At 69.0% G+C, this 20,717-nt stretch carries 22 protein-coding genes and 1 tRNA gene; 16 read left to right on the top strand and 7 right to left on the bottom strand.

Annotated elements, in window-relative coordinates:
* Positions 1 to 256 precede the first annotated feature (256 nt).
* The 4 genes from ACGVWT_RS03165 to ACGVWT_RS03150 are packed head-to-tail and all read left to right on the top strand — an operon-like array spanning position 257 to position 3,363.
* Positions 257 to 844 (top strand): CvpA family protein, encoded by a 588-nt coding sequence (locus ACGVWT_RS03165; RefSeq protein ID WP_315461095.1) that lies wholly within the window; start codon positions 257 to 259, stop codon positions 842 to 844.
* The gene (locus tag ACGVWT_RS03160; protein ID WP_315461096.1) at positions 841 to 1,278 is read left to right on the top strand and encodes an iron-sulfur cluster assembly scaffold protein; all 438 of its coding nucleotides are present in this window, start codon (positions 841 to 843) and stop codon (positions 1,276 to 1,278) included. Before ACGVWT_RS03165 ends, ACGVWT_RS03160 begins: the two co-directional genes overlap by 4 nt.
* A complete protein-coding gene (locus ACGVWT_RS03155; RefSeq protein ID WP_116461035.1) occupies positions 1,271 to 3,037 on the top strand; it encodes a cation:proton antiporter in 1,767 nt (588 codons plus the stop codon). Before ACGVWT_RS03160 ends, ACGVWT_RS03155 begins: the two co-directional genes overlap by 8 nt.
* Positions 3,034 to 3,363 (top strand): DUF423 domain-containing protein, encoded by a 330-nt coding sequence (locus tag ACGVWT_RS03150; RefSeq protein WP_017978655.1) that lies wholly within the window; start codon positions 3,034 to 3,036, stop codon positions 3,361 to 3,363. The genes ACGVWT_RS03155 and ACGVWT_RS03150 overlap by 4 nt, the downstream gene beginning before the upstream one ends.
* A 134-nt stretch (positions 3,364 to 3,497) precedes the next feature.
* Here the strand turns inward: ACGVWT_RS03150 and ACGVWT_RS03145 are convergent, their stop codons facing one another.
* The 4 genes from ACGVWT_RS03145 to ACGVWT_RS03130 form a co-directional block, all read right to left on the bottom strand.
* Positions 3,498 to 5,258, bottom strand: coding sequence for an aspartyl protease family protein (locus tag ACGVWT_RS03145; protein ID WP_315461097.1), 1,761 nt, complete (start codon positions 5,256 to 5,258; stop codon positions 3,498 to 3,500).
* 230 nt (positions 5,259 to 5,488) lie between these two features.
* Positions 5,489 to 5,629, bottom strand: coding sequence for a DUF2256 domain-containing protein (locus ACGVWT_RS03140; protein WP_315461098.1), 141 nt, complete (start codon positions 5,627 to 5,629; stop codon positions 5,489 to 5,491).
* Positions 5,629 to 6,732 (bottom strand): 3-dehydroquinate synthase, encoded by a 1,104-nt coding sequence (gene aroB / locus ACGVWT_RS03135; RefSeq protein ID WP_315461099.1) that lies wholly within the window; start codon positions 6,730 to 6,732, stop codon positions 5,629 to 5,631. Before aroB ends, ACGVWT_RS03140 begins: the two co-directional genes overlap by 1 nt.
* Entirely contained in the window at positions 6,729 to 7,298 is a 570-nt protein-coding gene (locus ACGVWT_RS03130; protein ID WP_315461100.1) for a shikimate kinase, read from the bottom strand. The genes aroB and ACGVWT_RS03130 overlap by 4 nt, the downstream gene beginning before the upstream one ends.
* A gap of 74 nt (positions 7,299 to 7,372) precedes the next feature.
* On the opposite strand from ACGVWT_RS03130, the gene ACGVWT_RS03125 reads away from it, so the two are divergent.
* The 4 genes from ACGVWT_RS03125 to ACGVWT_RS03110 all read left to right on the top strand — a co-directional run bounded on the left by ACGVWT_RS03125 (position 7,373) and on the right by ACGVWT_RS03110 (position 11,248).
* On the top strand, positions 7,373 to 7,507 hold the full coding sequence (locus ACGVWT_RS03125; protein WP_018250826.1) for a hypothetical protein: 135 nt from the start codon (positions 7,373 to 7,375) through the stop codon (positions 7,505 to 7,507).
* Between the two features lie 238 nt (positions 7,508 to 7,745).
* Positions 7,746 to 9,347 carry a hypothetical protein gene (locus ACGVWT_RS03120; protein WP_394425278.1) on the top strand — a complete coding sequence of 534 codons (1,602 nt, stop codon included), beginning with the start codon at positions 7,746 to 7,748 and terminating at the stop codon, positions 9,345 to 9,347.
* Between the two features lie 11 nt (positions 9,348 to 9,358).
* Positions 9,359 to 10,267, top strand: coding sequence for a tyrosine recombinase (locus ACGVWT_RS03115; protein ID WP_315461102.1), 909 nt, complete (start codon positions 9,359 to 9,361; stop codon positions 10,265 to 10,267).
* Between the two features lie 33 nt (positions 10,268 to 10,300).
* Positions 10,301 to 11,248, top strand: coding sequence for an acetyl-CoA carboxylase carboxyltransferase subunit alpha (locus ACGVWT_RS03110; protein WP_116461042.1), 948 nt, complete (start codon positions 10,301 to 10,303; stop codon positions 11,246 to 11,248).
* Between the two features lie 227 nt (positions 11,249 to 11,475).
* Here ACGVWT_RS03110 and ACGVWT_RS03105 read toward each other — a convergent pair whose 3' ends face one another.
* Both ACGVWT_RS03105 and ACGVWT_RS03100 read right to left on the bottom strand, forming a co-directional pair.
* Complete coding sequence (locus tag ACGVWT_RS03105; RefSeq protein WP_018250824.1) at positions 11,476 to 11,643, bottom strand: Flp family type IVb pilin; 168 nt, start codon at positions 11,641 to 11,643, stop codon at positions 11,476 to 11,478.
* A gap of 142 nt (positions 11,644 to 11,785) precedes the next feature.
* Complete coding sequence (locus ACGVWT_RS03100) at positions 11,786 to 11,986, bottom strand: Flp family type IVb pilin (RefSeq protein ID WP_116461043.1); 201 nt, start codon at positions 11,984 to 11,986, stop codon at positions 11,786 to 11,788.
* Positions 11,987 to 12,017: 31 nt separating this feature from the next.
* Between ACGVWT_RS03100 and ACGVWT_RS03095 the strand changes: the two genes are divergently transcribed.
* Positions 12,018 to 12,476: a (deoxy)nucleoside triphosphate pyrophosphohydrolase gene (locus ACGVWT_RS03095; RefSeq protein WP_315461103.1), complete on the top strand. Its 459-nt coding sequence runs from the start codon at positions 12,018 to 12,020 to the stop codon at positions 12,474 to 12,476.
* A gap of 42 nt (positions 12,477 to 12,518) precedes the next feature.
* A tRNA-Cys gene (locus ACGVWT_RS03090) sits at positions 12,519 to 12,592 on the top strand.
* Between the two features lie 31 nt (positions 12,593 to 12,623).
* Here ACGVWT_RS03090 and ACGVWT_RS03085 read toward each other — a convergent pair.
* Positions 12,624 to 12,968, bottom strand: a complete 345-nt coding sequence (locus tag ACGVWT_RS03085) for a hypothetical protein (protein ID WP_315461104.1) — start codon at positions 12,966 to 12,968, stop codon at positions 12,624 to 12,626.
* A 158-nt stretch (positions 12,969 to 13,126) separates the two neighbouring features.
* On the opposite strand from ACGVWT_RS03085, the gene ACGVWT_RS03080 reads away from it, so the two are divergent.
* The 6 genes from ACGVWT_RS03080 to ACGVWT_RS03055 all read left to right on the top strand — a co-directional run bounded on the left by ACGVWT_RS03080 (position 13,127) and on the right by ACGVWT_RS03055 (position 20,660).
* Complete coding sequence (locus tag ACGVWT_RS03080; protein ID WP_315461105.1) at positions 13,127 to 13,807, top strand: protein-L-isoaspartate O-methyltransferase; 681 nt, start codon at positions 13,127 to 13,129, stop codon at positions 13,805 to 13,807.
* A gap of 17 nt (positions 13,808 to 13,824) precedes the next feature.
* Positions 13,825 to 15,348, top strand: a complete 1,524-nt coding sequence (locus ACGVWT_RS03075) for a TolC family outer membrane protein (RefSeq protein WP_315461106.1) — start codon at positions 13,825 to 13,827, stop codon at positions 15,346 to 15,348.
* A gap of 46 nt (positions 15,349 to 15,394) precedes the next feature.
* Positions 15,395 to 16,015, top strand: a complete 621-nt coding sequence (locus ACGVWT_RS03070; RefSeq protein ID WP_315461107.1) for a DUF2497 domain-containing protein — start codon at positions 15,395 to 15,397, stop codon at positions 16,013 to 16,015.
* Between the two features lie 94 nt (positions 16,016 to 16,109).
* On the top strand, positions 16,110 to 17,546 hold the full coding sequence (locus tag ACGVWT_RS03065; RefSeq protein ID WP_116461047.1) for an AMP nucleosidase: 1,437 nt from the start codon (positions 16,110 to 16,112) through the stop codon (positions 17,544 to 17,546).
* 88 nt (positions 17,547 to 17,634) lie between these two features.
* Entirely contained in the window at positions 17,635 to 18,189 is a 555-nt protein-coding gene (locus ACGVWT_RS03060) for a hypothetical protein (RefSeq protein WP_315461108.1), read from the top strand.
* A gap of 119 nt (positions 18,190 to 18,308) precedes the next feature.
* Positions 18,309 to 20,660 (top strand): PAS domain-containing sensor histidine kinase, encoded by a 2,352-nt coding sequence (locus ACGVWT_RS03055; RefSeq protein WP_315461109.1) that lies wholly within the window; start codon positions 18,309 to 18,311, stop codon positions 20,658 to 20,660.
* The last annotated feature ends 57 nt before the right edge of the window (positions 20,661 to 20,717 follow it).

Below are 20,717 nucleotides of genomic sequence, written 5' to 3'. Positions count from 1 at the left end.
CCCGCCTGCGCGGGAATGACGGCGGTGGGTGGGGGGAGGCGGGGCGGCAAACGCGGGGGCGGCAAACGCGGCGCGGCAAATGCGGCGCGCCAAATGCGGGGTGCCGGATGCGGGTCGTAGCGGTTGGGTAGGGGTAGCGATACAACGTCAGGGGCAGCGCTGGCGGCATAGGGGCGACACCTTCTTCGTCACGCATCGCAGTTCGTCCGATGCAGGACTAGCCGTGGGCGTCCGGCGTCCTTATTCCCGAGGGGCTATGGGTCTTACCGCACTCGATATCATCGTCCTGCTGCTTGTCGGGGGCGCGGCGCTGCTCGGCGCGCGGCGGGGCTTCGTCGCGGAGGTGTTGTCGATGTTCGCCTGGGTGGCGATCGTCGCGATGCTGAAGCTGTTCCACGTCGCGCTCGCGGCCAAGCTGGCGGGGACGATCGGCACGCCGTCGGGCGCGGCGGTGGCGGCGTTTGCGATCATCGCGGGCGGCACGTATCTGGGCGGCAGGCTGGTCGCCAATGCGATCGGCAAGCGGACGCGCACGTCGATCCTGGGGCCGGTCGATCGGGCGTTGGGCTTCGGGTTCGGGGCGCTTAAGGGTCTGATCCTGGCGAGCCTCGCCTTCCTGCTCGCGGCACTGCTGGTCGATACCGCGCGCGGCGGACCGGCGCGGCGGCCGGCGTGGATGACCGATTCGCGATGCTATAATCTGCTCAATGCGACGAGCGCGGGGATCGCCGACTTCGTCGATCGCCGCCGTCGCGGGCTGCCCGTGTTCGGTTCGCGCGCGATGCTGGATCGCGAGGCGAGCCAGCCCGACAACGGGCGTGACAATGGAAGTGACGCGCGATGAACGCCCCTTTGTACAATGCCGAAATCCTGCGGCTGGCGGCGTCGATCCCGCACCATGAGCGGCTGACCCATGCGCAGGCGACCGCCGAGAAGCGATCGCCGATCTGCGGGAGCCGCGTGACGGTTGACGTCGGACTGGACGATGACGGCCGCGTAAAAGAGGTCGGGCTGCTGGTGCGTGCCTGTGCGCTGGGCCAGGCATCGTCGTCGCTGTTGGCGGCGAACATCGTCGGCAGGACCCCCGAAGAGTTGGCCGCGGCGCGCGATGCGCTGACCGCATGGCTGGCGCGCGAGGGGGATACGCCCGACTGGCCGGGGATCGACGTGTTCACGCCGGCGCTCGACTATACCGCGCGGCACCCCTCCATCCGGCTGGCGTTCGAGGCGGCGGCGGAGGCCGCATTCGCGGCGCGCGCGGAGACGGCCGATGCATGAGGCGGCGGAGGGCGTGTCGATGCTGCGCGACGGGATGATCCTGCTGGGCTTCGGCCTGGGGTTCGTGCTGTTGTTCCGGCGGCTGGGCCTGGGTGCGACGCTGGGGTTCCTGGTCGCGGGGGCGGTCGTCGGACCGCATGTTCTCAGCCTCGTCGGCGATGCCGAATCGAAGATGGGGATCGCCGAACTCGGCATCACCTTGCTGCTGTTCGTCGTCGGGCTGGAGCTGAACCCCAGCCGGCTGTGGCGGATGAAGCAGGAGATTTTCGGGCTGGGGTTGCTGCAGGTCGTCGCCTGCGGGCTCGCCGTCACGGCGGTGATCTGGGCGTTCGCGCATTTCTCGATCCCCGCCGCCTTTGCTTTGGGGCTGCCGCTTGCGCTGTCGTCGACGGCGCAGGTGCTGCCGATGCTGCAATCGTCGGGACGGTTGCGCACGCCGTTCGGCGAGCGGGCGTTTTCGATCCTGCTGTTCCAGGACCTGTCGATCGTGCCGCTGATCACGATCGTCGCGGCGATGAGCCGCAATCCCGCCGATGCGGGCGGGCCGCCGGGGTGGCTGCTGGCGCTGTACACGGTCGCGGCGGTGGTCGGGTTGATACTGGCGGGGCGGTTCCTGCTGCGGCCGCTGTTCCGGCTGATCGGCAATCTGGGCGAGCGCGAGATGTTCGTGTTCGCGGCGCTGTTCACCGTCATCGCCAGCGCGGCGCTGATGGAGGCGCTTGGGCTGTCGACCGCGCTGGGTGCGTTCATCGCAGGCGTGATGTTGGCGGACAGCCCTTACCGGCATGAGCTGGAGGCGGATGTCGAGCCGTTCCGGTCGATCCTGCTCGGGCTTTTCTTCCTGGCGGTCGGCATGCTGCTGGACCTGCAGGCGATCGCCGAGCGGCCGTTCTTCGTCGCGGCGATGGCGGTGGCGCTGATCGTCACCAAGACTGCGGTCATCACCGGCATCGGCATGGCCTTCAAGATGACGTGGCGCAGCGCGCTAGCGCTGGGGCTGCTGCTGAGCCAGGGCGGCGAGTTCGGCTTCGTGCTGTTCGCGCAGGCGCAGTCGGGCTTCCTGATCGCGCCCGAGGCGGCGAGCCTGTTCGGCGCGATCATCACGCTGTCGATGGCGACGACGCCGTTCCTGATGGCGGCAACCAAGCGGTTCCGTGAGGAGCCGATCGCCAAGGACGAACCGCGCGACGGCCCGACGGCGGACGGCGCCAACGCGATCATCGTCGGCTATGGGCGGTTCGGCCAGACGGTGGGGCAGATGCTGCTGGCGCAGGACATCCCCGTCACGCTGATCGACACCGATATCGAGATGATCGACATCGCCGGCGAGTTCGGCGCCAAGGTCTATTATGGCGACGGCACGCGTATCGATCTGCTGCGGCAGGCGGGTGCGGCGGAGGCGGAGCTGATCCTGTTCTGCATGGACGGCGACCAGATCGATGCCGAAATGCTGGAGGGCATTCACGAGGCGTTCCCGCAGGCGGCGATCTACGTCCGCGCATTCGACCGGCGGGCGCTGGTGCGGCTGAAGAAGAGTTCGGCCGTGTACGTCGTGCGCGAGGTGCTCGAATCGGCGATCAAGATGGCGCGCGTCGCGATGCGCGACCTGGGCATCGGGCAAGCCGATATCGATCGCGCCGAGGACATGTACCGCAGCCGCGACAAGGAACGGCTGCGCATCCAGATCGAGGCGGGCGACCTGCGCGCGGCACGGGCGCTGGTCGCCGAACAGCAACCCTGGGGGAATGACCCGCGATGATCCTTGGCCTGCTTGCCGCGCTGTCGGGCGCCATCGCCGTCGCTGCCGGGGCGTTCGGGGCGCATGGCGCGAGCGGCCCGGCGGTTGAATGGCTGAAGACCGGGGGGCAGTATCAGCTGATCCATGCGGTGGCGGCGCTGGTCGCGCTGCGGTTCGAGGCGCGGGGGCCGGCGTGGCTGTTCGTTGCCGGGTCGGCGATCTTTGCGGGGACGCTGTACCTGATGGCGCTGGGGGCGCCGCGGTGGCTGGGCGCGGTGACGCCGATTGGTGGCACGCTGCTGATTATCGGGTGGTTGTGGTTTGCCTGGGGGTTGCGGGGGGCTTAATCTCCGATCGATCGCGAGTGCCCGTCGCCCCAGCGAAGGCTGGGGCCTCCCGCGGCTAAGGTCGTACGCTATCGGCCAGAGATCCCAGCCTTCGCTGGGATGACGAATATGGAGACGACGCTACCAGCCCCCGCTCAGGCAAAACCATAGCGCTTCGCGCGTGCCGCGATCGTCTTGCTGAGCGCCTGCGCTGCGGCGAGGTCGCGATCGCCGTCGGCGGTGCGGCCGAGGTGGCGTTTGGCGAGGCCGCGGCCGTAGAGCGCCCAGACCAGCTTGGGATTGATCGCCAGCGCGGCGGTGAAATCGCTGATGGCGGCGTCATAGGCGCCCTGGCGGAAAGCGACGAGGCCGCGGCCGTCGAGGTAGTTGGCGTCTGTCGGCACGGCGTGGACGGCGGCGGTGCAGTCGGCCTTGGCGGCGTCCATGTCCTTGTTGGCGAGCAAGCGTGCCCAGCAGCGGCCGTTCTGCGCTTCCGGCCGACGCGCGTCCTCGCGATGGCTGGCGAGCCACAGGTCGTATTGGCCGATGGCGGCGTCGAACGCATCCGACTGGAGGTAGAGCTGCCCCATCCAGAGGCGCTGGTTGTCCTCCTTGGGCAGGCGGCCGGCGGCATCGTCGAGGTCGCTGATCGCGCCGGCATCGTTACGCGAGCGCATCCTGAGTTCGGCGCGCAGCAGCCGGGCGCGGACGTCGGCGGGATCGAGCGCGAGCGTCGTGCCGAGGTCGTCCATCGCCAGCACGGGGCGGCGATCGGCGATATAGGCGAGCGCGCGCTGGCGGACGTAGCGCGGTTCCTTGGGCGCCAGCGCGACGGCGTGGCCGAAGGCATCGATCGCGCCCGACAGGTCGTGCTGCGTCTGGAGCATCGCACCGCGCTGGCTGTAGCCTTCTGCGGTCGTCGGCGCGGCGGCATCGACGCCGCCGACCGCGGCGATCTGGCTGGCCGCATCGATGTGCGATTTGGTGTCGAACAGCCGGCCGCCGGTATAGGTGAAGTATATGCGGTGCTGCACGTTCGATACGTACAGCCGGTGCGAGACGAACCAGTCGGCGCCGAGCAGCATGTCGTCGTCGAACGACGGCCCGAGATCCGCGAAGTGCAGGCGGACGTTGTGCAATTCCTCGTTGCCGATCTTCAGCAGCGCGAAATGGCCGATCCAGCCTTGCGTGACGTGGCGGCCGATGCCGGTTTCCCAGCCCGAGGTCTCCACGCCCGGATCGCCGGGGTGGACGCCCGCGCGCGCCGCGGCCTTCAGCGTCAGCACCGTCTGCGCTGCGCCGGTATCGAAGACGGTGCGCAGCTTCGCGCCGTTCAGTTCGGTGGTGCCGACGGTGTGAGACAAGGCGCTCTGGCGCACGTCGATGGGAATTTCGAAGAAGGGCTTGCCTTGCGTCCAATAGGCCATGGCGAGCTTGCCGCAGCCCTGTGCGCGGAACAGGCGGACGGCGCCGCCGGGCAGATCATATTCGACGTCGCCGATGCTGAGGACGTTCTGGCCGAGTAGGCCGGTCTGGCCGACGTCGGTGCCACCGACGAGGAACTGGACCTGCGGGATATCGGCTCCGGCGAGGCCGAAGTGGCGGACGGTCGCGAGATCGACGTCCGATTCGCCGCCGATCCCCTTCATGCGCAGACCGACGGGTGCGGGCTGGAGATGAAGGCCGAACGCCTTGGCAACGGGCGCCGGCATCATGCTGTACGAGGCGCCGCTGTCGAGGATGAAGGGAGCGGGCTTGCCGTCGATCGTGGTCTGCACGATCGGGCGCCAGCCCTGCATGGTGATCGGCAGGTTCGCGAGGATGCCGGCCTTGCAGGTGGCAGCCTGGGCGGGGGCGATGGCGGTGGCGGCCAGGAGGGTGGCGGCGATCGCCGATGCCGTGATGTGCCGCGCCATGTGCTGTCCCCCCAGATGTGTGTCGGGGGAGGGTAGAGGGGGAAGCTGACAAGTGGCTTACGGCGGTGGGTGTGAGGTGGCGGTTGCCCCAAGCGCGCCGTCACCCCGGACTGGTTCCGGGGTCCACTCTGCGGCGAGGGGGGTGGTTCGAGCCTCTTGCCTTCCCCGTGCGGCCCGGTGGACCCCGGAACTAGTCCGGGGTGACGGAGCGTGGGGGATAGGCCGCGGCGTTATCGCTTCTTGCGGCAGGCGTCGGAGCAATAGACGACGTTGTCCCAGTCGCGCGCCCACTTCTTGCGCCATGTGAAGGGGCGTTCGCAGGTGGGGCAGACCTTGGTCGGCAGGTCGCGCTTGGCGGTGCCGTTGGGCATCAGCGCGGCTGCCGGTCCAGGAACGCCGCGACGTCGGTCAGGTCGACGGTCTTGTCGAGATAGGTTTGGCCGATGCCGCGGGCGAGAAGGAAGGGGAGGGTGCCGGCCGCCATCTTCTTGTCGTGGCGCATATGATCGACGAGGCGCGCGCCGCTGGCGGCGATGCCGGCGGCGGCTAGGCCGTCGGGCAGGCCGACGGCGCGCATGTGGGCGGCGACGCGGGCGGCGTCGTCGGACGGGCACAGGCCGTGCGCGGCGGAATAGGCGAAGGCGAGCGCGCAGCCGGCGGCGACGCCCTCGCCATGGATCAGGCTGCCGTCGAAGCCGGCTTCCGCCTCCAGCGCGTGGCCGAAGGTGTGGCCGAGATTGAGCAGCGCGCGCGTGCCGTTGGTTTCGTGTTCGTCGGCGGCGACGATGCGCGCCTTGGCGGCGACCGCATGCGCGATGGCATAATGGCGCGCCGCCGGATCGCCGGTGAGCAGGGCGGCGCCGTTCGCTTCGCACCAGGCGAAGAAGGCGGGATCGTCGATCAGGCCGTATTTGACGACCTCGGCATAGCCGGCGCGCACCTCGCGCAAGGGGAGCGTGTCGAGCACGGTCGGATCGATCAGCACCAATGCGGGCTGGTGGAATGCACCGATCAGGTTCTTGCCCGCGGCGGTGTTGATCGCGGTTTTGCCGCCGACCGAGCTGTCGACCTGCGCCAGCAGGGTGGTGGGCACCTGCACGAAGCCGCAGCCGCGCTTCAGGATGGCGCAGGCGAAGCCGACGAGGTCGCCGATCACACCGCCACCGATCGCGATGACATGGTCGCCGCGCTCGACGCCGAGACCGAGCAGCCGGTCGCACAGCTGGCTGAGATGCGGCCAGCTCTTGGTGCCCTCACCCGGCGGCAGGACGATCGTCTCGCTGGCGACACCGGCCGCGGCGAGACTGTCTCGCACGGTGTCGGCATGAGGCAGGACGTGGTCGTCGGTGACGATCGCCATGGTGCGGCCGCGGGCGAGCGGGGCGAGGTGGTCTGCGGCGCGCGCGAGCAGGCCGTCCTCGATCAATATGGGGTAGCTGCGGTCGCCCAGTTCGACCGTGACGCGCGCACTCATGCCGCTTTCCCCGGCTGACGGATCGCCTTCAGGATCGCATTGACGGTGGTTTCGTGCGGCGACTTGTTGCTCGTGATGTGGATATGCGCCTCGGCATAGATCGGGTTGCGGATCGCGGCGAGCTCGGCCAGCACCGCGCGGGGGTTCTTGCCGCGCAGCAGCGGGCGGGTGTCGCGCCGGCCGACGCGCTCGGCGAGCACGTCGGGATGCGCGTGCAGCCAGATGGCGGTCGACGATTCGAGGATCAGCGCACGCGTATCAGGATTGATGAAGGCGCCGCCGCCGGTCGCGATGACCTTGGGCGAGCCGTCGATCAGCCGGGCGATGACGCGGCGTTCGCCGTCGCGAAAATACGCCTCGCCGAAGCGTTCGAAGATTTCGGAGACGGTCATGCCCGCCGCCTCCTCGATCGCGTGATCGGCATCGACGAAGGGCAGGTGAAGGCGGGCGGCGAGACGACGCCCCACGGTCGACTTGCCGACCCCCATCAGCCCGACGAGCACGATCGCGCGTGGCGGTTTCGCGGGGGTATGATCGTCGGACGGGGGAACAGCGCTTTGCAACATCGGTCTCGGCGCTATACAGCGGGTCAGGACGGGGCAACAGCTCCGGTTTGCGTTTACGTGTTGCAAGGTACGGTATGTCCCGCTTCGTCCTTTCCGTCATCGTCGTTCTCGTGGTGATCGTCGGTGGCCTGTTCCTGCTCGCCGGTCGGGCCTCCGAACGGCCGCAGACCCATGTCGAGAAGGCCGTGACGCTTGCCAACCTCAGCTAGGACGCGCGTCCGCCTGCTGGCCCGTGGTGCGGCGCTGACGGCGATCGCGGTCGCGGCAGTGCCGGCATTCACCTCCGCCATCGGGCAGGAGCGTCCCGAATCGATTCTGCCGCCGGGGTTCGGCGAGCCGGCGTCGCAGCCCGCTGCGCGGCCGACGCCGGCACGCACGGGCGCGTCCACGGCGCCGGTGCCGGCCGCGAGTGGCACGCCGGCGTCCGGTCCGGCGGGCGGCACCGGCATGGTGCAGCCGTTGCCCAGCGATACGCCGACGCCGGTCGCCAGCGCGACGCCCACCCCGGTGGCGACGATCGATCCGTCAGTGCTGGCGCAATATGAGATGCCGGCCTTTGCGCGGCGTTCGCTCGACCGGGTCGGTCCGGCGGGCGTGCGCGAGGGCGGGCTGGAGGCGAATGCCTTCGCCGGCGCGGACGGGCGCTTTGCCGAGGCGCTGATGCGCCGGGTCGGCGCGCCGCTGCCGTCGCGTTGGCTGTCGATCCTGCTGCGGCGAACGCTGGCGGCGCAGCTCGACACGCCGGAGCATGTCGATGGCGCGGACTTCGCCGCCGAGCGCGCGTGGCTGTTGCTGCGCATGGGCGAATCGGTGGCGGCGAGGGCCGTGGCGCAGAGCGTCGACAATGCGAACTACACGCCGAAACTGTATCAGGTCGCGATGAATACCGCGCTCGCCACGGGGGATCCGGGCGAGCTGTGCGGGATCGCCGACGCGGGCCTCGCCGCGACGCACGAGCGCGGCTGGACGATGGCGCAGGCGATGTGCGCGGCTCTCGCCGCCGAGCCGGGCCGCGCCAAGACGCTGCTCGCCGCGGCGAAGCGGCGTAACGTCGCGAGCGGCATCGATTATCAGCTGGCACAGAAGGTGGTCGGCGCAGGCCCCGATGGCGGGCAGGCGGTGACGATCGAATGGGCGGGCGTCGACGTGCTGACCGCGTGGCGCTTCGGCCTCGCGATCGCGACCGGCGTGACCGTGCCCGATGCGTTGTTCGCGACGACCGGGCAGCAGGCGCGCTATTGGTATGCGCTGTCGCCGAGCGTGCCGCTGGGCGACCGTGTGCCCTATGCCGAGGCGGCGGCCGGACAGGGCGTGCTGTCGTCGGCGGCGTTGGTCGATCTGTACGGCGCGGTGGACGGCGCCAACGACATGCCGAGCGGCGCGGCGGCTGCGGCGAACGATCTGCGCGCGGCCTATGTCGGCAATGACGTCGATACGCGGCTGGCCGCGATGCGGCGGCTGTGGGGCGGGGACAATAAGGGCGCCGAGCCGTCCTATGCACGGCTGGTGCTGACCGCGCGCGCAGCGGGGCGCCTACCGGCGCGGCTGGGCGTCGAGGATGCGCGCTATGTCGTCGCGTCGATGCTGACCGCCGGTCTCGATCGCACCGCGACGCGCTGGCGCCCGGCGGTGGAAGAGGGGGGCGACGCCTGGGCGATGATCGCGGTGGCCGATCCCGATATGACGGGGCAATTGAGCTATCGTCAGCTGTCCTCCTATGTCGGGCGCGGGGATGCGGCGCTGAAGCAGCGGCTGTTCTTTGCCGGACTGGCCGGGCTCGGGCGGCTGTCTGCCGACGACATCGAGCGGGCGGCCAAGGCGCTGGACGTGCGGATCGGTGCCGAGAACACTTGGACGCGGGCGATCGATCGCGCGGCGGCCGACGGGCAGCAGGGCATGGTCGTGGTGCTCGCCGCGATCGGCATGCAGACGCCGCGTTGGGACGGCGTGCCGCCCGCCATGCTCTATCGCATCGTCGGCGCGCTGCGCGCCGTCGGGCTGGAGGGCGAGGCGCGGATGATCGCGGCCGAGGCGCTGGCGCGGGCCTGATCGCCGGGATCATGGCCACCGACCGCGCGCTGATCGAGCGGTTCCTCGAGATGCTGGCTGCCGAAGCCGGGGCCGCGGCGAATACGATCGCGGCCTATCGCAGCGACCTGTCGCTGGCGTCCGAGGTGTTGGGCGGCGGGCTGGTGCAGGCGGATGCGGCGGCGTTGCAGCGGCTGGCGGAGGAATGGCGCGCGCTGGCGAAGAGCAGTGTGGCGCGCAAATCGGCGGCGTTGCGACGCTTCTATGCCTTTCTGGTCGACGAGGGGCATCGCGCGGACGATCCGGGGGCAGCCTTGCCCCGGCCGGGAACGGCGCGACCGCTGCCAAAAGTACTGAGCGTCGGCGACGTCGATGCGCTGTTCGCGGTGATCGCCGATCGGCTGGCGGCGGCGATGCCGACCCGCGCCGACCTGCGGCTCGCGGCGCTCATCGAGCTGCTCTACGGATCGGGGCTGCGTGCGACCGAGCTGGTGAGCTTGCCGCGCAATGCCATTCACCCCGACCGGCCGTTCCTGATCCTGAAGGGCAAGGGCGGGCGCGAGCGGCTGGTACCGATCTCCGATCGCGCGCGTGCCGCGGTGGCGGCGTGGCGGGTGCATGTCGCGGCGGATAGCGCGTGGCTGTTCCCGTCGGGCAAGGGCCATCTGACGCGGGTGCGCCTGTATCAGCTGGTGAAGGCGCTGGCGGCGGAGGCGGGCATCCCGCCCGATCGGGTCAGTCCGCACGTCCTGCGCCATGCCTTTGCGACGCATCTGCTGGCCGGTGGCGCCGATCTGCGCGCGTTGCAGGCGATGCTGGGCCATGCCGATATCGCAACGACTGAAATCTACACGCATGTCGACGCCAGCCGCCTCGTTGCGCTGGTCAACACGCGCCATCCGCTGGCCGACCCGGATCGTCGCGACAGCGCCACGCGTTGACGCGACGGGCTGTGGCCCGTAACCGGCGGCGCTATGGCGAGCTTCCTCGAATTTGAAAAACCGATTGCCGAACTGCAGGGCAGGATCGACGAACTGCGGGCGACCGCGGCGGATGGCACCGTGGACATCGCTGCCGATCTGGTGCGGCTGCAGGGCAAGTCGGACAAGCTGCTGCGCGATACCTTCGCGAAGCTGACCCCGTGGCAGAAGACGCAGGTCGCGCGGCATCCCGAGCGCCCGCATTTCAAGGATTATGTCGCCGGGCTGTTCGAGGAATTCGTGCCGCTGGCCGGCGACCGCGCCTTTGCCGACGATCAGGCGATCATGGGCGGCTTCGCGACCTTTCGCGGACAGAAGGTGATGGTGATCGGCCACGAAAAGGGCTCCGACACCGCGACCCGGCTGCGCCACAATTTCGGCATGGGCAAACCCGAAGGCTATCGCAAGGCGATCCGGCTGGTCGAGATGGCCGACCGGTTCGGCCTGCCGGTGGTGACGCTGGTCGACACGATGGGCGCCTTCCCCGGCATCGAGGCGGAAGAGCGCGGCCAGGCCGAGGCGATCGCGCGCTCGACCGAGGCGTGTCTGGCCGCGGGCGTCCCCGTGGTCGCCGCGATCGTCGGCGAAGGCGGATCTGGCGGCGCCATTGCGCTCGCCGCGGGCAATCGCGTGCTGATGTTCGAACATGCCATCTATTCGGTCATCAGCCCCGAAGGCTGTGCGTCGATCCTGTGGCGCACCGCGGACAAGGCGGCGGAGGCGGCCGAGGCGATGCGCGTGACCGCGCAGGATCTCAAGACCTTCGGCGTGATCGACACGATCGTGCCCGAGCCGCTGGGCGGTGCCCACCGCGATCCGGCCGAGGCGATCCGCCTGCTGGGCGACGCGCTGCGCGACGCTCTGGCGTCGCTGTCGGGCCGCGATGCCGCGACGCTGCGGCGCGAGCGGCGCGAGAAGTTCCTGGCGATGGGGCGGCTGTAGGCGCGGCGCCGACCGTCCGATTCGAAGGGCGGGGGCTTTGTGAGGGTGATCCAACCGCCGCAGGCGCGTCACCTCGCCGAGGTCTGGGGTCTATCGCGGCTCTTGGCTCGCGCGCCAATAGGGAGATCCCAGCCTGCGCTGGGATGACGTTTGGGCACCGCACATACGAAAAGGGCGGCGAACCGGTGAGGTCCGCCGCCCTGTTTCGTTCGATCGAACTTTAACGCTTAGGTGGCGCTCATGTTCGACGAGACGTTGTTGAAGGTCGTGGTCAGCTTGGTGCCCAGGCCCTTCATCGCAGCAATGGCGGCGACGGCGATCAGCGCGGCGATCAGGCCGTACTCGATGGCGGTGGCGCCCTTGCTGTTCTTGATGAACTTACGAATCGCTAGCATTCCGGTCTCCATGTTCGAACTTCAGTCACCCGGCTGAACCGGAAATCCGGAGCAGCGAGGACGGATGTACGGGGGCGAGGTTGCCAAAGGTTTAAGACGGTCTGCTAAGGCATTGCTCAAAACGGCGGATTTCCGCGGATTGTCAGCCTGCCTTGGAGACCTGGTCGGACACGTTGGTCCACATGTTCACGGTGACGCCGGCGACACCTCGCAGCGCGACGATCATGACCAGCACGACGAGGGCGAGAATCAGTCCATATTCGACCGCTGTCGCACCGCGCGCGTTGCGCAGGGCCGGAGCCAGTCGCCGGACAAGACGACGAAGGAACGCACGCGCTGTCATGGCGTCGGCGATAGGGGGAAGCGCTTAAGAAATGGTCGACACACGTAACGATTTCAGTGAGAAAGGTGTCGCGCTGCTGCCGGTGGTGGCGGCGGCGCTGCTGGATGACGCGGGGCGCGTGCTGTTGCAGCGGCGTCCGCCGGGCAAGCAGATGGCGGACCTGTGGGAGTTTCCCGGCGGCAAGATCGATCCCGGCGAACGCCCCGAGGCCGCGCTGGTTCGCGAACTGTCCGAGGAGCTCGGCATCGTCGTCGATCAGGAAGACTGCGTTCCGCTGACCTTCGCCAGCGCGCCGCTGGGCGAGCGGCACCTGTTGCTGCTGCTGTACGTGATTCGCAACTGGCAGGGTGATCCGCAGGCGCTGGAGGCGACCGAGCTGGCGTGGGTCGCGCCTGGGGCGATGCGCGATCTGTCGATGCCGCCCGCCGACGTTCCGCTGGTGGCGATGCTGGATCGGTGGTTGGCCGGAAACGATGCAATCGGCGGTTGACGCAACGGGGAAAACCGATCATCAGCCGCCCTCCCGCATCGAGGCGCGATGGCGGAGTGGTGACGCAGAGGACTGCAAATCCTTGCACCCGGGTTCGATTCCCGGTCGCGCCTCCAGATGCGGGATGGCAGATGCCGGGACGGGGGCTTAGCCCTCGTCCGGCATCTTCACGCGGGCGGCGTCGCGCGCCAGCAGCATCGGGCGCAGGCGGATGCCCAGACAGATCACCGTCGGCCAGAACAGCGTGTTGACGATGTCCGTCGTCGTGTCGGCCCAGCGCCACGATCCGAAGTTCAGCCGGTCCATGATCTCGTTGAACGCCTCCGCCGCGGCGACGAACGACCAGGGGACGAAACTGCCGAGCGAGCGACGGGTGACGATCCGGGCGACCATCAGCACCGCCATGCCAGCGTGGATGTGCAGGATGGTATCGGGCAGCCCGGTGCCGTCGCCGATCCAGTCGATGAATTTGTGATAGATTTCGGGGATCATGGCGCGGCCATAAGGCCTTGCGGCCGCGCTGACCATCCGCGGACGATTGCGGCCCGTCCCATGCATCCGCCGCTTGGCGCGACGGACCGCGCGCGATACAAGCCGGACTGTCACGAAGTGTATTGCGCAGCTAATACGGTTGTGCGAGAGGGGTCATCATGAACGTCAGCATCGATAACGGTCTGGGTAATGCGGCGGCATCGGAGGCGATGCGCCATGCGATGGTCGCCAGCCAGTTGCGGACCAATGCGGTGAACGATCAGCGCGTGCTGGTCGCGATGAACACGCTGCCGCGCGAGGCCTTCGTGCCCGCCGAGGCGCGCGCCATCGCCTATCGCGACACGGCGCTGCCGGTAGCCGGCGGCCGGGCGATCAACCTGCCGATGGTCACCGGCCGGCTGCTGACCGAAGCCTATCTGCAAAAAGGCGACCGGGTGCTGCTGATCGGCGCTGCGGGTGGCTATACCGCCGCGATCCTGGCGCAGATCGTTGCCGAGGTGGTGGCGGTCGAAGAGGATGCAGGCCTTGCCGGGCTGGCGAAGGACGCGCTGGCGGGAACGCCGAACGTCACGCTGATCGAGGGGACGCTGGCCCAGGGCCATGATGCGGGTGCGCCATATGACGTGCTGATCGTCGACGGTGCGGTAGAGCACCTGCCCGACGCGCTGGTCGATCAGGTCGCGGCCGGTGGTCGCGTCGTCACCGGCATCGTCGATCGCGGCGTTACGCGTCTGGCGACGGGGCGCAAGACCGAAGGCGGGTTCGGCCTATCGCCGTTCCTCGATTGCGATTGCGTGGTGCTGCCGGGCTTTGCAAAGCCTAAGGCATTTACATTCTAGAATAACTTAGTGGGGGGATGATGCGAGGATTGCTGCTGGGGAGCGTGGCGCTGGTCGGACTGGCGATGTCGGCAATGCCGGCGGAGGCAGAGACACTGCGCGATGCGCTCGCCAAGGCCTATGCGTCGAACCCCACGTTGACCGGGCAGCGCGCGGCACAGCGTGCGACGGATGAGACGGTGCCGATCGCGCGGGCGAGCGGGCTGCCGGGTGTCGCCGCAACCGGCTCCGTCACGGACAACATCCTGCAGGCGAACAACAACTTCCTCAATCCCGAGCGCAGCGGCAACGGTGCGCTCAACCTGTCCGTACCGTTGTTTCAGGGCGGCGCGGTGAAGAATGCGGTGCGCGCGGCCGAAACACGCGTCGATGCGGGGCGGGCGACGCTGCGTGGCGTGGAGGCGTCGACCTTCACCAACGTCGTTGCGGCGTACATGAACGTCATCCGCGACGAGGCGATCACCTCGCTCAATCAGCAGAATGTGCGCGTGCTGGAGGTGAACCTGCAGGCGAGCAAGGATCGCTTCCAGGTCGGCGACCTGACCCGCACCGACGTCGCCCAGTCCGAGGCGCGGCTGGCGCTCGCCCGCGCGCAATTGCAGCAGGCCGAGGCGCAGCTGATCTCTAGCCGCGAGAATTATGTCGCGGTGGTGGGTACCCCGCCCGTCGCGCTGGAGCAGCCGCCGGCGCTGCCCAAGCTGCCCGCATCGCCCAATGAGGCGGTGAGCGAGGCCCTGAACCTCAACCCGAATCTGATCGCCGCGCGGCGTCAGGCCGATGCGACGCGCTATGACATCAACGTCGCGCGCGCGAACCGGCTACCCAAGCTGTCGGCGGTGACGGGCGGGACCTATTTCACCTATCTGGGATCGCTGCCGCCGGCATCCGTGGCGCAGGGCGTGCCCAATTCCGGCACCGCCGCAACCGCCGGGCTGCAGTTCTCGCTGCCGATCTTCCAGGGCGGTCGTCCCGCCGCACAGGTGCGGCAGGCGGAGGCGCAGCGCAGCCAGGCTCTCGAGGCGGTAACCGCGACCGAGCGCAATGTGATCGCGCAGGCGCGGTCTGCTTATGCCGTCTGGCAATCCTCGCAGCAGGTGATCGCCTCGTCCGAGACAGCGGTCAACGCCAACAAACTGAGCCTGGAGGGCGTGCGCGCCGAGAACAGCGTCGGCACGCGCACCGTGCTCGAAATCCTCAATGCCGAGCAGGAATTGCTCAACAGCCAGGTGACGCTGGTGAGCGCGCGGCGTGATGCCTATGTCGCAGGCTTCGCGCTGCTGGCGGCGATGGGCCATGCCGAGGCACGCGATCTGGGGCTGGAGGGCGGCGCGCTTTACGATCCGGTGCTCAACTACAAGCGCGTGCGCAACCGGATCAACGACTTCGCGGGCGACGGCGAGCCGGAGCCGGTCGCCACCTCGACGGCGCAGACGCCGGCACAGACCGCCACCGTCGCGCGGAACTTCGACCCGATGCTCGATACGCCGGTTGACAGAAGCCCGGCGTTAACCACAGGTGCGTCCTCGCCGAACCGCCAGTGACGGCGGTAAGAACTCGGGGCAGGGACACAAGAGGGCAATGGGGGACATGAGCGCCGAACCGTCGATGGAAGAGATCCTTTCGTCGATCAAACGGATCATCGCCGAAGAAGGCGAGGGCACGCAGGCGCGTGCCCGCCGGGCGCGTGCCGCACCGCAGCCGATCGAGCCGGAACCCGAAGAGGTGCTGGAGCTGAGCGATCCGATGCCGCATTCGCGGATGGAGCCGGCGCGGGTCGAACAGCCGCGCGTCGAGCGCGAGATGGCGCGGGTCGCTGCACCGCAGCCGGTCGCCCAGCCGGCGCCCCAGCCCGTCGCGCCGCCGCAGCCCGCGCCCCAGCCTGTCGCGCAACCCGCGCCCCACCATTATGCACCGGAGCCCGAGCCTGCGCCGCAACCCGCGCAACCTCCGCGGCCCGCACCCGTTGAGCCTGCAATGTCGGACGAACCCATTTTGTCCCAGCGCGCCGCCGCGGCGAGCCTGGGGTCGCTCGAAACGCTGAGCAAGCTGCTGGTCAAGCCCGAGCCGGACAGCGACGGCACGCTGGAGGGGCTGGTCCGCGAGATGCTGCGCCCGATGCTGCGCAGCTGGCTCGACACGCATCTGCCCGAGATGGTCGAGACGATGGTCGCGCGCGAGATCGCCAAGATAACCGCGCAGATGCGCTGAGGCCGTCGATGGGGAGGGGCATGGCGGCGACGTGGCGCCCATCGCAGCCCCGCCCTGACTTGCCACCGTCACGGGCTTTGCGTAGCGATCGGTGATGACCAAAGCCTCTCAGATCGTTTCCGAACTCGACCGCCTCTACCGCGCCTCCGTCGACCGCCTGCAAGCGGCCCTCAATACCTATCTGACCGACGGCACGCCGCCGTCGCCGCAGAGCCGCCTCGACGGCTCGTTCGCCTATCCCGTCATCCGCCTGCGCTACGCCGCGACCGGCGACCGGCCGGCGCCGCTGCGATCGTTCGGGCGGCTGGTGTCGCCGGGCGACTATACGATCAGCGTCACCAAGCCCGCGCTGTTTGCGGATTATCTGACCGAACAGCTGACTTTGCTGATCGAGGATTATGACGTCGAGGTCGAGGCGGTGCCGGGGCGGCAGGAAATTCCGTTCCCCTATGTGCTCGATCCGGGTCATGCGCTGAGCCTCGACACCGTGTCCGCGACCGAGCTGGCGCGGCATTTCCCCGCGACCGAGCTGGCGCATATCGGCGACGAGATCGCCGATGGCCTGTGGATCGCCGAAGGGGGCAGCCGGCCGCTGGCGCTGTTCGACGCGCTGCGCACCGATTTCAGCCTGGCGCGCCTGCGTCATTATATGGGGACGCCGTCCGAGCATACGCAGCGCTTCGTGCTGTTCACGAACTATCACCGCTATGTCGATGAATTCGTTCGCTGGGGTGCGTCGCAGCTGGGGGAGGGATCGCGCTTCACGGCTTTGTCGGGTGCCGGCAATATCGTGATCGACAAGCCCGGCGACGTCGACAAGCTGGTCAACGACAGCGCGTGGCGGCGGCATCAGATGCCGGCCTATCACCTGATGGCGGACGACCGCACCGGCATTACGCTGGTGAACATCGGCGTCGGGCCGTCGAACGCGAAGACGATCTGCGATCACCTCGCCGTGATGCGGCCCGAAGCGTGGCTGATGATCGGCCATTGCGGCGGCCTGCGCCCCAGCCAGCGGATCGGCGACTATGTGCTGGCGCACGCCTATCTGCGCGACGACCATGTGCTCGACGACGTGCTGCCGCCCGAAATTCCGGTGCCGGCGATCGCCGAAGTGCAGCAGGCGCTGGCCAAGGCGTCGGAGATCATTTCCGGCCAGTCGGGCGAGGAATTGAAGCGGCGTCTGCGGACGGGCACGATCGTGACCACCGACGATCGCAACTGGGAATTGCGCTATTCGGCGTCGGCGCTGCGCTTCTCGCTCAGCCGCGCCGTCGGCATCGACATGGAGTCGGCGACGATCGCGGCGCAGGGCTATCGCTTCCGCGTGCCGTACGGGACGCTGCTGTGCGTGTCCGACAAGCCGCTGCATGGCGAGTTGAAGCTGCCGGGGCAGGCCAATCGCTTCTACGAGCGGGCGATCAGCGAGCATATGCGGATCGGTATCGAGGCATGCGAGCAGTTGCGGCTGGAGGGGGATCGCCTGCACAGCCGGAAGCTGCGCGCGTTCGACGAGCCGCCCTTCCGCTAAGCCATTGAAATGACGTCTACGAGCGGCGGGCCGGGAAACGATCCGCCGCACGTGCGTTACGCCTCCGAATCAATCAGGGAGCCGTATCGTGGCCGACGACACCGACACGCCCAAGACCGACACCCCCGCCGCCACGCCGCGCCGTCGTGCGCCGCGCAAGGCGAGCACGACCCGTTCCACCGCCGCGAAGACCGGCACGACTAAGCCACGCGCGCCGCGTAAGGCTGCGGCGCCATCGACCGTCGAGAAGGTCGAGACGGCGATCAGCGATGCGGCCACCAAGACGACGCGTCGCGCTCGCACGGCGGTGACCAAGGCGGAAGGCGCCGTCGCATCGGCCGCCAAGGCGGTGAAGCCGCGGTCGAGCAAGCGCGCGGCGCCGCGCCCGGCGTCCAAGAAGCCGGCGACGAAGGCCACGGGAAAAAGCGGCGATCTGCTGAGTGGTAAATGGGGCGTCGCCGCAGTCGGTGCCGGTGTTGCGGCCGTGGGCGCCGCCGCGGCGGCTGCGTTGCTGACGCTGCGGGGCAGCACCCCGAAGGACAAGGACGCCGGTCGCAAGGCGCATGCGCCGGACGGCGAGGACGCCTCCGCCTCGTTCCAGGCGGGCATCGCCGACGAGAATACGATCCCCGAAAAGGTGTGATACGCGCCGCGCGGTCCCGATGGGATCGCGCGGCGGATCAATGACATTGCCGCTGCCCCGTTTTCCGTTCTACACGTCGGAGGCCACGCCCGCTGGAGCGGCGTGATGAGGGGTGAGCGTTGATCCAGCTTTCGGTGATGACGGCGGTCGTGTGCGGCGCAGTGCTCGCGCTGCTCGTCGGCGGTGCGGGCTACGCACTGTTCGTCGGCCGGCGGCTGGCGGCCGAGGCCGACGATGCTAGCGCACGCGTCCGCGAGGCCGAGGCGCTGCGTAGCGTATCGCCTGCGCTTGCGATGCTGGTGCGGGCGGATGGCCGGGTCGAAATGCCGCCGCGGCTGGTCGATTGGCTCGGTCTGGCCGTCGCACCTCGCTTTCTGCAGGATCTGTCGGCCGATGGCGCGGGTCTGCCCGCCGACGAGGCGACGGCGCTGGCGAATGAGGTAAAGGCGGCGCAGCGATCCGGGCGAGCGTTCGTCCGTGCGCTGCACCCGCAAGGATCGGGGCGTGCGATCACCGTGCGGGGCAGCCGCGCACCGGGCGAACTGGGTGCCACGGGCGCGGTCGTGCTGTGGACGATGGACGCGACCGACAGCGAGAGCGAGATCGGGCGGTTGCAGACCGAGGTCGACGACTTGTCGACCGCGTTCGACGCGCTGTCCGGCCTGATCGAGGCGGCGCCGCTGCCGATGTGGTATCGCGGGTCGGACTTGCGGCTTGCCATGGTCAACAGCGCTTATGTCCGCGCCGTCGAAGGCGCCGATGCTGCCGATGTGATCGCGCGCGAACTGGAACTGGTCGAGGGCTCCGGCCGCGGCGGTCCGCGCGCGGGCGCGCAGGCGGCGCGGATCAGCGGCAAGCCGCAGCGTGAAATCCTGCCTGCGACGATCGATGGCGAACGCCGCAGCCTGGAAGTGCATGACGTGCCGCTGCCGACGGGCGGTGTCGCGAGCTTCGCGGTCGATGTCGAGGATTTGGAGCAGTCGCGTGCCGGCGCCAAGCGCTTCGCCGAGGCGCAGCGCGCGATGCTCGACCGCCTGTCCGCGGGCGTTGCGCAATTCGGCGCGGACCGCGGTCTCGTCTTCTGCAACCAGCCGTTCCGCCGCATGTTCGCGATGAGGACCGAATGGCTGTCCGACCGGCCCGAATTCGATCGCGTGCTGGAACGCATGCGCGAGGCGAACCGCTTGCCCGAGGTGCGCGACTTCCCATCGTGGAAAGCGGAGCGGCGCGCCTGGTTCGTGCCGGGCGAGGATGCGGCGGAGGAAAATTGGCATCTGCCGGGGGGTACGCATCTGCGGGTGGTCGCGCAGCCGCTGCCCGATGGTGGTTTGTTGGTGATTTTCGAGGATCGGACCGAACAGGTGCAGCTCGCCTCCGCGCGCGACACGTTGCTGCGGGTGCGGACCGCGACGTTCGACAATCTGTTCGAGGCGCTGGCGGTGTTCGCCGGCGACGGCAAGCTGCAATTGTGGAACAACCGGATGCGCGCGGTCTGGGGGTTCGAGGAGGAATTCCTCGCCGGTCATCCGCGCGTCGATACCTTTGCCGAGACTGCGGCGCCCAAGCTGGCGACGCCCAATCGCGCGGCGCTAATCCCCGAACTGGTGCGATCGGCGACGGTCGAGCGCCAGCAGCGCGGCGGCCGCGTTGCCTTCGCCGACGGGCGGCATTTCGAATTCGCCGCGGTGCCGCTGCCCGACGGCAATGCGCTGCTCACCATGCTCGACATCACCGACAGCCGGCGTGCCGAACAGGCGTTGCGCGAGCGCGCCAATGCGCTGGAGGCGGCGGACCGGGTGAAGACGCAGTTCGTCGCCAATATGAGCTACGAATTGCGTACGCCGCTGACCTCGATCAGCGGGTTCGCCGAGATGCTGCATGGCGGCTATGCGGGGAAGCTCAGCAAGGACGCGGACACCTATGTCGAGGCGATCCTGCAATCGGTCGAGCGGCTGGGGCTGCTGATTGATGACGTGCTCGACCTGACGCAGGGGGGCGACGATGCCGAGATCGAACGGGTCGACGTCGATCTGGCGGTGGTCGCGCGGGCGGCGGCGGATACGATCATGCCCGCAGCCAAGCGGCGAAAGCTGGACTTCGCGGTCGAGGTCGCGCGCTCGGCAGGGCGGGTGACGGGCGATCCCAAGCGGCTGAAGGAAGTGATCGAGCACCTGTTGCGCCATGCCGTCGCGGCGACGCCCGAGGGCGGGCGGATTCTGCTCCACGCCGATGGCAGCGCGACGGGGGCGCGGATCGTCGTATCGGACGATGGCTTCGGCATGGATGCGGAGAGCGTTGCCAAGGCATTCGACCGGTTCGGCGAGCCCGGTATGCAGCCGACCGGCGAACGCGCGCTGGGGCTCGGCCTGCCGCTGGCGAAGCAGTTCGTGGAGGCGCACGGCGGGCGGATCGACCTGGTGTCGCAGCCGGGCGAGGGGACGCTGGTGACGGTCGAGCTGCCGCGGCGGTGATGATGCGCGTGTGGACGCCCCATATGCGCCGTCACCCCGGACTCGTTCCGGGGTCCA

Source organism: Sphingomonas sp. S6 (assembly GCF_043498045.1).
In the GTDB taxonomy this organism is placed as follows: Bacteria; Pseudomonadota; Alphaproteobacteria; order Sphingomonadales; family Sphingomonadaceae; genus Sphingomonas.
The sequence above is the reverse complement of the archived record's forward strand: the minus strand, read 5'-3'. Positions and strand labels throughout refer to the sequence as shown.

Coding starts and splice junctions, on each gene's coding strand:
- ACGVWT_RS03165 (WP_315461095.1), top strand. CDS start 257: ATGGGTCTTACCGCACTCGATATCATCGTCCTGCTGCTTGTCGGGGGC.
- ACGVWT_RS03145 (WP_315461097.1), bottom strand. CDS start 5,258: ATGGCGCGGCACATCACGGCATCGGCGATCGCCGCCACCCTCCTGGCC.
- ACGVWT_RS03110 (WP_116461042.1), top strand. CDS start 10,301: ATGGCGAGCTTCCTCGAATTTGAAAAACCGATTGCCGAACTGCAGGGC.
- ACGVWT_RS03120 (WP_394425278.1), top strand. CDS start 7,746: ATGGTGCAGCCGTTGCCCAGCGATACGCCGACGCCGGTCGCCAGCGCG.
- ACGVWT_RS03115 (WP_315461102.1), top strand. CDS start 9,359: ATGGCCACCGACCGCGCGCTGATCGAGCGGTTCCTCGAGATGCTGGCT.
- ACGVWT_RS03070 (WP_315461107.1), top strand. CDS start 15,395: ATGAGCGCCGAACCGTCGATGGAAGAGATCCTTTCGTCGATCAAACGG.
- ACGVWT_RS03080 (WP_315461105.1), top strand. CDS start 13,127: ATGAACGTCAGCATCGATAACGGTCTGGGTAATGCGGCGGCATCGGAG.
- ACGVWT_RS03140 (WP_315461098.1), bottom strand. CDS start 5,629: ATGCCCAACGGCACCGCCAAGCGCGACCTGCCGACCAAGGTCTGCCCC.
- ACGVWT_RS03155 (WP_116461035.1), top strand. CDS start 1,271: ATGCATGAGGCGGCGGAGGGCGTGTCGATGCTGCGCGACGGGATGATC.
- ACGVWT_RS03150 (WP_017978655.1), top strand. CDS start 3,034: ATGATCCTTGGCCTGCTTGCCGCGCTGTCGGGCGCCATCGCCGTCGCT.
- ACGVWT_RS03085 (WP_315461104.1), bottom strand. CDS start 12,968: ATGATCCCCGAAATCTATCACAAATTCATCGACTGGATCGGCGACGGC.
- ACGVWT_RS03095 (WP_315461103.1), top strand. CDS start 12,018: ATGGTCGACACACGTAACGATTTCAGTGAGAAAGGTGTCGCGCTGCTG.
- ACGVWT_RS03075 (WP_315461106.1), top strand. CDS start 13,825: ATGATGCGAGGATTGCTGCTGGGGAGCGTGGCGCTGGTCGGACTGGCG.
- ACGVWT_RS03130 (WP_315461100.1), bottom strand. CDS start 7,298: ATGTTGCAAAGCGCTGTTCCCCCGTCCGACGATCATACCCCCGCGAAA.
- ACGVWT_RS03105 (WP_018250824.1), bottom strand. CDS start 11,643: ATGCTAGCGATTCGTAAGTTCATCAAGAACAGCAAGGGCGCCACCGCC.
- ACGVWT_RS03100 (WP_116461043.1), bottom strand. CDS start 11,986: ATGACAGCGCGTGCGTTCCTTCGTCGTCTTGTCCGGCGACTGGCTCCG.
- ACGVWT_RS03160 (WP_315461096.1), top strand. CDS start 841: ATGAACGCCCCTTTGTACAATGCCGAAATCCTGCGGCTGGCGGCGTCG.
- ACGVWT_RS03125 (WP_018250826.1), top strand. CDS start 7,373: ATGTCCCGCTTCGTCCTTTCCGTCATCGTCGTTCTCGTGGTGATCGTC.
- ACGVWT_RS03065 (WP_116461047.1), top strand. CDS start 16,110: ATGACCAAAGCCTCTCAGATCGTTTCCGAACTCGACCGCCTCTACCGC.
- aroB (WP_315461099.1), bottom strand. CDS start 6,732: ATGAGTGCGCGCGTCACGGTCGAACTGGGCGACCGCAGCTACCCCATA.